General features: G+C 67.2%; 8 protein-coding genes, 1 tRNA gene and 2 pseudogenes. 6 read left to right on the top strand and 5 right to left on the bottom strand.

Features of this window, described 5'->3' with window-relative positions; all coding sequences use genetic code 11:
- Positions 1-685: pseudogene (locus MLGJGCBP_RS33880) on the bottom strand (propionyl-CoA--succinate CoA transferase); the annotation flags it as partial.
- 11 nt (positions 686-696) lie between these two features.
- Positions 697-1,290: pseudogene (locus MLGJGCBP_RS33875) on the bottom strand (YncE family protein); the annotation flags it as partial.
- Positions 1,291-1,516: 226 nt separating this feature from the next.
- Here MLGJGCBP_RS33875 and MLGJGCBP_RS33870 point away from each other — a divergent pair.
- From MLGJGCBP_RS33870 to MLGJGCBP_RS33850, 5 genes are all read left to right on the top strand, one after another.
- Positions 1,517-2,029 carry a Chromate resistance protein ChrB gene (locus MLGJGCBP_RS33870; RefSeq protein ID WP_160101208.1) on the top strand — a complete coding sequence of 171 codons (513 nt, stop codon included), beginning with the start codon at positions 1,517-1,519 and terminating at the stop codon, positions 2,027-2,029.
- Positions 2,026-2,457 carry a chromate resistance protein ChrB domain-containing protein gene (locus MLGJGCBP_RS33865; protein WP_160101206.1) on the top strand — a complete coding sequence of 144 codons (432 nt, stop codon included), beginning with the start codon at positions 2,026-2,028 and terminating at the stop codon, positions 2,455-2,457. The genes MLGJGCBP_RS33870 and MLGJGCBP_RS33865 overlap by 4 nt, the downstream gene beginning before the upstream one ends.
- 39 nt (positions 2,458-2,496) lie before the next feature.
- A complete protein-coding gene (chrA, locus tag MLGJGCBP_RS33860; RefSeq protein ID WP_160101204.1) occupies positions 2,497-3,891 on the top strand; it encodes a chromate efflux transporter in 1,395 nt (464 codons plus the stop codon).
- 59 nt (positions 3,892-3,950) lie between these two features.
- On the top strand, positions 3,951-4,166 hold the full coding sequence (locus MLGJGCBP_RS33855) for a hypothetical protein (protein WP_160101202.1): 216 nt from the start codon (positions 3,951-3,953) through the stop codon (positions 4,164-4,166).
- A gap of 479 nt (positions 4,167-4,645) precedes the next feature.
- Positions 4,646-4,846, top strand: a complete 201-nt coding sequence (locus MLGJGCBP_RS33850; RefSeq protein WP_160101200.1) for a hypothetical protein — start codon at positions 4,646-4,648, stop codon at positions 4,844-4,846.
- Between the two features lie 169 nt (positions 4,847-5,015).
- Here the strand turns inward: MLGJGCBP_RS33850 and MLGJGCBP_RS33845 are convergent, their stop codons facing one another.
- Entirely contained in the window at positions 5,016-6,197 is a 1,182-nt protein-coding gene (locus tag MLGJGCBP_RS33845) for a zinc-dependent alcohol dehydrogenase (RefSeq protein ID WP_160101198.1), read from the bottom strand.
- 268 nt (positions 6,198-6,465) lie between these two features.
- On the opposite strand from MLGJGCBP_RS33845, the gene MLGJGCBP_RS33840 reads away from it, so the two are divergent.
- Entirely contained in the window at positions 6,466-7,557 is a 1,092-nt protein-coding gene (locus tag MLGJGCBP_RS33840; RefSeq protein WP_160101196.1) for a hypothetical protein, read from the top strand.
- A 153-nt stretch (positions 7,558-7,710) separates the two neighbouring features.
- Here the strand turns inward: MLGJGCBP_RS33840 and MLGJGCBP_RS33835 are convergent.
- Both MLGJGCBP_RS33835 and MLGJGCBP_RS33830 read right to left on the bottom strand, forming a co-directional pair.
- Positions 7,711-7,784, bottom strand: a tRNA-Gly gene (locus tag MLGJGCBP_RS33835).
- A 96-nt stretch (positions 7,785-7,880) separates the two neighbouring features.
- A complete protein-coding gene (locus MLGJGCBP_RS33830; protein ID WP_160101194.1) occupies positions 7,881-8,705 on the bottom strand; it encodes an oxygenase MpaB family protein in 825 nt (274 codons plus the stop codon).
- Positions 8,706-8,764: the final 59 nt, after the last annotated feature.

Below are 8,764 nucleotides of genomic sequence, written 5' to 3'. Positions count from 1 at the left end.
AGAACTCCAGCACGTGGGCAGCGATCGCCTCGCTGACCGCGTCCGGGGCCGTCAGCGGGCTGGCGCTGTCGGGCGCACTTGTCTCCACGACCGCGACCACCTTGCCCGGGTCCACCCGGTAGTGGGGCTGACCGATGCGGTCCTCGACGTCGGTGAGCTCGATCGGCCGGCGGTGCGGGGGCAGTGCGGTGCCGTAGTAGATGTCGTGGATACCGTCCATCGCGTCCGGGACCCACGAGTTGACTTCGAGAATGACTTTCTCCGCGACATCGAGCCAGGTCTTGTTGTTTCCGACCGACGCGGACGGAATCAGCTCGCCGGTCTCGGTGATGCCGGAAACCTCGACGACGGCGACGTTCACCACGCCGTAGTAGCCCTCCCACACCTGCTGGGCCACGTGTGAGAGGTGGATGTCGACGTAATCCATCCGTCCCTGGTTGATCTTCTGCCGGGCCGTGGATTCCGCCTGGTAGGGCATCCGCAGGGCGATTCCGTCGATCTCCGTGAGCATCCTCTCGGTCTCCGTCGACACGGACGCCCCGGTCAGCAGGTCGATGGTGAAATTCGCGCCGGCCGCGCGGGCGGCGTGAATCCGGTCAGCCAAGGCCGGGATGACCGCCTTGGGTGTCCCGGCGCTGGCGAAACCGCTGACAGCGACGGTGTAACCCGGACCGATGACCTTCACCGCTTCCTCCGGGTCTGCGGGTCGATGGCGGCGAGGTCGTCGCGGCCCTGCACAGCGACCAGCATCTGATCGGCGATCCGGTCGTAGGCGACGTTGCCGACGTCACCGCCCAGATCGACGGTCCCGCGGACCTGCGCGGTCGCGGCGTCGAGCACCGTTTCCGATCCGCCGGATTCGTTGGTGGTCCACACCGCATCGCGTGTCGGGTCGTAGGCGACCCCGTCCGGATAGTCGCCGGTCGGGCCGTGAGCGAGGAGCGTGCCGGTGTCCTCATCGAGGATCACCAGGCGGTTGTCACCGGTGGCGGTGGCGTAGACACGGCGCAGCTCCGGGACGACGAGAACACCGTGCACCTGGGCAATGTTCGGGATGGTCCGCACCACCTGCCTGGTGTGCAGGTCCACCTCGATGACCTCGCTGGCCCCGAGATGCGCAATGAACAGCAGCTCCCGTTCGGCGTCCAGGCTCTCGTAGTCGAACCGGGACCCGTTGCCGGGCAACGCGATCTCTCCTACCGGTTGCAGTGGCAGCGGTCCGGTGCCGGGCGGGGTGGGCTGCGCGCACCCGGCGGCCGGTGTGGCGACCAGAGCGACCGCGAGCAGCATTCGCCGCGCCGCCGGGTTCCGGGTGCGAGCCTGCGTCATCGTGTGGGCCTCCTGCCCGCCACCGCGGCGGCGTCTGCTCGGCGCGGGTACTCAGCTTCCCGGGGTGAGGTTCGTGCCGGTCGTGCCGGGCCGGCCATTCCACGGTAACCACGGTTTCAATTCGGCGTCCAGGGCGGGGCTCCTCCGGGGTGGACATTTTTGGTGAAACCGTGGTTACATCACCAACATGACGGCCGAGGCAACCCCCGACACCCCCCTCGACGAGTGGGTGATGCTGGCGTATCGGATCCCGCGCGAGCCCTCGACCCCGCGGATCGCGGTGTGGCGCAAGCTCCGCCGCTACGGCGTGTTCCAGCTCGCCGACGGGGTGGTAGTGCTGCCGGCCGCACCGCGGACCCGGGAGCAGTTCGACTGGCTCGCCGAGGAGGTCATCGAGGCGGGCGGACAGGCCGAGGTGTGGACCGCCGCCCCCACCACCCGCGCCCAGCAGCAGCGGATGCGCGAGAAGATGACCGCCGACCGCGCCGCCGAGTACGACGAGGTCACCGCCGCCGCCGAGACCCTCCACTCCCTTCCTGACACCGCCGCCCGGGACAAGAAACTCACCCAGCTGCGGCGGCGGGTACGGGAAATCGACAAGCGCACCTTCTTCCCCACCCCGGCGCGGGACGGAGCGGAGACGATCCTGCGGGAGTTAGCCACCGCCGTGCCCGCCACACAAGCACAGGTGCAGCGATGAGGTGGGCCACCCGCGCCGGCATCCACATCGACCGCGCCGCGTGCGCCTGGTTGATCCGCCGCAACATCGACCCGGACGCCCAGTTCCTGTGGGTCAGCGATCCGGCCGACGTCCCACCGGATGCCACCGCGTTCGACATGCGCGGGGTCGAACTCTCCCATCACCACGGGGACTGTAGTTTCGAGACGATCCTGCGCCGCTACGAGCTCACCGACCCGGTGCTGTGGGTGCTCGCCGAGATCGTGCACGAGGCCGACATCGACGACGGCCGCTACGACGCCCCCGAGGCCCCCGGCCTCGACACCGTGCTGCGCGGACTGTCGCTCACCGGAACCGACGACGAGACCCTCGCCGTGGCCACCCGCATCTTCGACGGGTTGTACGAGTTTCACCGCCAGCGGGTGCTGTCCGGCCGTGAACCCTCCTGACAACCCCCGTCCCGACACTCTTTCGGTCTTGGAGCTGATGTGAGCCCCCACGAATCTTCCACCGGTACAACGCGTACCCACGCTCGTCGCCGCGACCTGATCCCGCTGAGGGAGGCGACGTGGGCGTGGTTCCTGATCTCGCTGCAGACCTTCGGCGGGCCGGCCGGGCAGATTGCGGTCATGCAACGCACCCTGGTCGACGAGAAACGCTGGATCGGTCAGAAGCGGTTCCTGCACGCGTTGAACTACTGCATGCTGCTGCCCGGCCCGGAGGCCCAGCAGCTCGCTATCTACACCGGCTGGCTGCTCAACGGCACGATCGGCGGGCTGATCGCCGGCGTGCTGTTCGTGCTGCCCGGCATGCTCGCGATGCTGGGGCTGGCGGTGATCTACGTGGCGTTCGGCACCGCCACCATCGTGTTGGCGATCTTTGCCGGTATCGCCCCGGCGGTCCTCGCGGTGGTCACCCAGGCCGTCACCCGGGTCGCCAAGAGGGCGCTGACCCGGCCCGCGCACATCGCGATCGCCGTGGTCGCATTTCTGGCGCTGGCCCTGTTCGCGGTGCCGTTTCCGATCGTCATCGCGGTGGCCGGATTCGCGGGCTGGCTGATCGGCCGCCGCGGCGACACCCCCAGCAACGGCACAACCGACGACGCCGAGGAAACGCCGCCGCTGATCGCCGACGACGCCCTGCACGCCGACGCCCCCAGCCTGCGCCGCGCGGTGCTGGTTCTGACCGTAGGTGCGATCGCCTGGGCGATCCCGATGGTCGCCGTGATCGCGCTGACCGGGCGGGGCAGTGTGTTCACCGAGCAGGGCCTGTTCTTCTCCGGCACCGCGCTGGTCACCTTCGGCGGCGCCTACGCCGTCCTCGCCTACGTGGCGCAGAAGGCGGTGGAAACCTACGGCTGGCTCGCCCCCGGCGAGATGGTCCGCGGTCTCGGTCTGGCCGAGACCACACCCGGTCCGCTGATCATGGTGGTGCAGTTCGTGGCGTTCCTCGGCGCCTACCGCAACTCGGGCGATCTCGACCCCTGGGTCGCCGCCACCCTCGGTGCGCTACTGACGACGTGGGTGACGTTCGTGCCGTGCTTCGTGTTCATCTTCCTCGGCGCCCCCTACGTCGAACGGCTGCGCCACAACCACCACCTGACGGCGGCGCTGTCCGGCATCACCGCGGCCGTGGTCGGGGTGATCGCCAACCTGGCGTTCTACTTCGCCGTCCATACCCTCTTCGCCGAAACCTCCCTGTGGCACTGGGGTCCGATCCACCTGCTGGTCCCCGACCTCGGCACCTTCCGCCCGCTCGCCCTGGTCATCGGCGTGCTGGCCGGGGTGATGATCTACCGGCTGCACTGGTCGGTGCTCCGCACCCTCGGGGTGTGTGCGCTGCTCGGACTGGCCGCCGGCCTGGTCGGGTTGCCGGTCACTTGAGCCCAGCCAGCACACACTGCTCCCCTCCTGTTCCGCTCTCTTGGAAAGGTCGCAATCCGATGACATCATTTCTCGCCGACGCCATGGTGCCCGCCGTCGCCGTGATCCCGGAGGAGGGCCAGCTCCCGGTCTGGCTCACGCTGGCGATCATTGCCGGGGTTCTGATCGGCGGGCTCGCGGCTGCCCAACGCACCACCACCGACCCCGGGGCCGGACACCCAGACAACTATGACCGGTCCGACCTGTTCGACCAGCGACGACGATTCCGGCAATGACGATGTAGCGGCCGCCCCGGCGATACGGACGCGCCGCCGCGCGGTGGCCTGTGCGGCGACGCAAGACGGCGCACCGGATCCGAGAGCTCCGGCGGTCAACCGGTGTCCGTCGAACTCCCTTCGCCACCGCATGACCATGTCCGCCAGGGACTCCGTCGCGACACGCCGACGAAGAATTCACAACCAAGACCGGACCACCCGAACGGCTTCGTCGGCAACACTAGTCACCACGCATCCGCGCAGGTCAGCGATGCGGATGTGGGGTGAGCTGAAGATAAGCAGGGAGCCTCGGTGTCCACGATTGTGAGCATTGACGGCGACGAAGCTCTGATCGGATCGGTTCTCGGCGCCCCAGGGACTTTCCCGTTCCACTGCAAGCTCGAACGCGCGGTCCCGGTGGGGGCCTGGCCTGCGTGGGCCACCACTCCAGGACGGGTTGTGCCATGCTGGGGGCACAGTGTCGAAGTCGCGGGGGTGACATGACTGTTCATACGTTGGTGCGTTCCACGGGCAGGCGTGGATGGACGGTGCAGAGCGATTTGTGTGAGCACACCTTCGCCGCTGCCGTCGCCAGTCAAGCTCAGGCGGTGGCCTTCGCCGAGACGAACGGGTGGATCGTCGGTGAGCGCACGTGGTGCCCGATGTGCGCGGCGGCCCACACCTCCCGCCGCACAGCCTGACCCGCCCATCCGCAGCCCTCACCCGGGACCGCGGGGCGATTGCCGGGCTGTGAGGATGGATTCGAACATTGTCGTGTGCACCGAAGGGAACAGGGCCTGATGGGGGAGCTGGCCGCGGTGAGCAAGGCGGCTGTGAAGTGTCGTACTGGTGGAGCCGCGGCGACGTTGTTCAGGGTTTGAGCTGAATCTTCACCGCACCGTCCTGTTTCTTCTGGAAGATTTCGTACGCGTGGGGTGCCTGTTCGAGGGGGAGTTCGTGGGTGGCGAAGGTGTCGACGCCGAGTGGGTCGTCGTCGCCGAGGAGCGGCATGATGTCGTCGACCCACTTCTTGATGTTGGCTTGGCCCATGCGCAGCTGAATCTGCTTGTCGAACAGGGTGAGCATGGGAATCGGGTCGGCCATGCCGCCGTAGACGCCGATGATGGAAATGGTTCCCCCGCGGCGAACGATGTCGATCGCCGAATACAGGGCGCCGAGTCGGTCGACACCGGCCTTCTGCATGAGCGGCGCCGCCACCGCGTCGGGCAGGTACCCGACGATCTGCTGGGCGAGTTTGCCGATCGGTGAACCGTGCGCCTCCATGCCGACCGCGTCGATCACCGAGTCGGTGCCGCGACCGTCGGTCGCATCGCGGATGACGTCGGCGAGATCGCCGCCGTGCTCGTCCAGGTTCAGGGTTTCGATGCCCCGGGCCTTGGCGCGGGCAAGACGTTCGGGGACGTTGTCGACCGCGATGACCCGTGCACCCTTGTGGTGGGCGATGCGCGCCGCCATGTCTCCGATCGGGCCGAGGCCGAGCACGGTGACCGACCCGCCCTCGGGGATGGCGGCGTACTCGACCGACTGCCACGCCGTCGGCAGCACATCGGACAGGTAGACGAATCGGGAATCCGGCGGGCCCTCGGGGACTTTGATGTGGGTGAACTGGGCTTGGGGGACGCGCAGGTACTCGGCTTGTCCTCCCGGTACCTCGCCGTAGAGCTTGGAGAATCCGAACAACGCCGCTCCCATGCCCTGCTCGCGGACCTGCGTCGTCTCGCACTGCGTGTACAGCTGCAGGTTGCACATGAAGCAGTCGCCGCACGAGATCTGGAACGGGATCACGACGCGGTCGCCGACCTTCAGGTCGCCGGCCGCCGTGCCGACTTCTTCGACGATCCCCATCGGTTCGTGGCCGAGGATGTTCCCTTCTCCCATGAACGGGCCGAGAGTTTCGTACAGGTGCAGATCGGAACCGCAGATGTTCGTCGTCGTGACCTTGATGATGGCGTCGGTCGGGTGTTCGATCTTCGGATCGGGGACGGTGTCGACGCTGACCTTTCGTTTGCCTTGCCACGTGACTGCTCGCACTGGGAACCACACCTCTCGTCGGTCGATGTCCGTGCTCGGGTGCCCGACGGGTGATCAAGATAAACCGCGCTCGGCATGGTCTTCCTCCGCTATGCCGTGAGGGAGTGAGTCCGGAGGCCAGCATGAAGATCCCACCGATTCCCGCTCTTGTCGACGATGCCTCCGCGGACCAGGCGGACGTGTCTACCGGACGGACAGCGGGCGCCACAATCGACTCACACCCACTGCCTGGGAGTTTGGGGGCAGACCGGGCGGGTAAGCGAAGGTGGTGAAGGCGAACGAGCAACTCCAAGGGCAATCCGGTGCCGCGGGTGAGCGGGTCTCGGTGCTGTTGATCGCGGATCCGGGCGAACCGGCGGCACTCGCGCAATCCGTCGCGGAGCGCCTGCCGGAACGCCTGGGTAGCCCCGACGGGCTGGAGCGCCGGTGGACGACGTGCGTGCGCCGGAAGCCCTATCTCCCCGACGAGCAAGCGGATTTCGCCGATGTCATCGACACGGTTGATCCGTCAGCCGAAGAGGAAGACATCGTCGTGTACCTCACCGATCTGCCACGCCGCGAGGACACCCTGCCGGTGGTGGCCGAAGTCAGCGCAGACCACAAATTCGCGCTCATCTCCGTCGCCGGGGTGGGTGGCGTCCACATCGAGCGCCGCGTCCGCAGCGTCGCCGAACTCGCGATCGCCCGCATTCTCGGTGAACCGGAATTGACGCCCCCCGGCGCGGCGCGACGGTTCCCGTCTGCGCAGATTGGGGACGGTATCCGGTATTTCGCGCCCCCGGGACTGCGGCGACTGCGACTGCTGTCGGGGATGGTGCGTGCCAACCGGCCGTGGCGGCTGGTCAGTGGACTGTCGAAGGTTCTCGTCGGCGCCTTCGCCACCGGTGCGATCGCGCTGGCCACCAGCACGATCTGGTTGTTCGCCGACACGATGGGTCCGTGGCGGATGAGTGCGGCGACGGTCCTGTCGATCGTGGCGATGATTCTCTGGCTGATCCTCGACCACGAACTCTGGGAGCGGCCGAAGTCGCCGGAGGAACGCGACCGTTCGGTGCTGTACAACACCGCGACCGTGGTCACCCTGGTCATCGGCGTGGTCGTCCTCCATGTGGCCCTGTTCTGTCTGCTGCTGTTCACCGCGGCGCTCACCCTTCCCCCGGAATTGCTGTCCCGCATTCTCGGGCACGGGGTGAGCTTCACCGACTACCTGACGCTCACATGGCTGCTGGCGTCCATCGCGACCATCGGTGGGGCACTCGGGTCGGGTCTCGAGGACGATGCCGCGGTCAGGGAGGCGGCGTACGGGGTCCGGCAACGGCAGCGCATCGAGGAGACGCGTCAGTCGAACGAGACAGGATGATCGCCGCCTGCCAGGAGTGGGACCCACTCGGGAGCCTCGACGAGGTGCGATCCGAACCGGGTGCGCTGCCCGAACCATCCCGTCTCGGTGCGCGCGCCGCACAGCGGGCCGACGACGTCGTGCACACCGGAGGCTTATTGGGTGAACACCCTATGGAGCCGATGACGGGAATCGAACCCGCGTATTCAGCTTGGGAAGCTGATGTTCTGCCATTGAACTACATCGGCGCGCACGATATTGGGCGCCCGTAGGCAGGCCCAACACCTTGCGGCGGCAACATTATCAGATGGTGATCCGGACTACGCGCGCACACGCGTGGAGTGTCATACGAGGGGTTTGCCGGTCCGCATTCTGCGTCGGAGATCGCGCATGAGCAAGATGTAGGGGAGTTCGCGGATGGTGACGGGGACGCGCCGGCTGACGGCGCCGATGGTGCTCATGGTCCGGTCGAAGCGCCGCTGATCCTTGGCGGTCCAGGTGAGGCGCATCTGGTCGCGGAAGAGTGGCGGGAGGAAGCCGGTGGTGAAGAACAGGTTGAGTCGGCCGAAGAGTCGTGACACGACGGCGGGCATGAATTCGACCTTGGCGACGGACACCAGGTATTCGCGGATGGTGTCGTCGATCGACACGTTGGCGAGCGCTTTCTCCCAGTATTCGTCGAACGCGGCCCGGTTGTCGGGCCACATCTCCTTCGGCACCTGGAGGGTGGTGCCGAAGGTGGCGCCCTGCTGGTAGAAGTATTCGCTCTCGGTGGCGGTGAGTTCGCCGTGCATGGAGCGGTGGACGTCCTCGAATCCTCGGTAGATGCAGGCGGCAACCCACAGCTGCAGTTCGGGGTCGAACGCGTTGTACTGCACGGGGCTGTCGGGCCCCGACCGCACCTTGGCGTGGGCGCGGTTGACGCCCTTGCGGAACTGGGCCTTCTCTTCCTCGGTGCCGCGCGCGGCGACGACGAGGTAGGTGAGGGTGGTCCGGGTGCGTTTGATCGGGTGCCGGAAGATCTGTCCGCTTTCGACGCGGCTTTCCACGACGCCGTATCCGACGGCGGGGTGGGAGAGCTGCATGATCACGTTCGCTGCGCCGGCGAGTAGGCCGGCTCCGTCCATGACCAGTTCGAGTCGGTCCGGCACCTCGAGGGATGTCGACATGTGCACTCCTGTCGCAAGCGGTGAATTCCCTATCTGAATACGACCGTACTCACATATAT

The organism is Rhodococcus sp. T7 (genome assembly GCF_009872365.1).
GTDB lineage: Bacteria > Actinomycetota > Actinomycetes > Mycobacteriales > Mycobacteriaceae > Rhodococcus_F.
Note: the sequence above shows the minus strand (reverse complement) of the source record. Positions and strands in the feature narration are given on the sequence as shown.

Bases quoted from the DNA above. Each gene is read 5' to 3' on its own strand.
- MLGJGCBP_RS33850 (WP_160101200.1), top strand. From the start codon at position 4,646: ATGACTGTTCATACGTTGGTGCGTTCCACGGGCAGGCGTGGATGGACG.
- MLGJGCBP_RS33830 (WP_160101194.1), bottom strand. From the start codon at position 8,705: ATGTCGACATCCCTCGAGGTGCCGGACCGACTCGAACTGGTCATGGAC.
- MLGJGCBP_RS33865 (WP_160101206.1), top strand. From the start codon at position 2,026: ATGAGGTGGGCCACCCGCGCCGGCATCCACATCGACCGCGCCGCGTGC.
- MLGJGCBP_RS33870 (WP_160101208.1), top strand. From the start codon at position 1,517: ATGACGGCCGAGGCAACCCCCGACACCCCCCTCGACGAGTGGGTGATG.
- MLGJGCBP_RS33855 (WP_160101202.1), top strand. From the start codon at position 3,951: ATGACATCATTTCTCGCCGACGCCATGGTGCCCGCCGTCGCCGTGATC.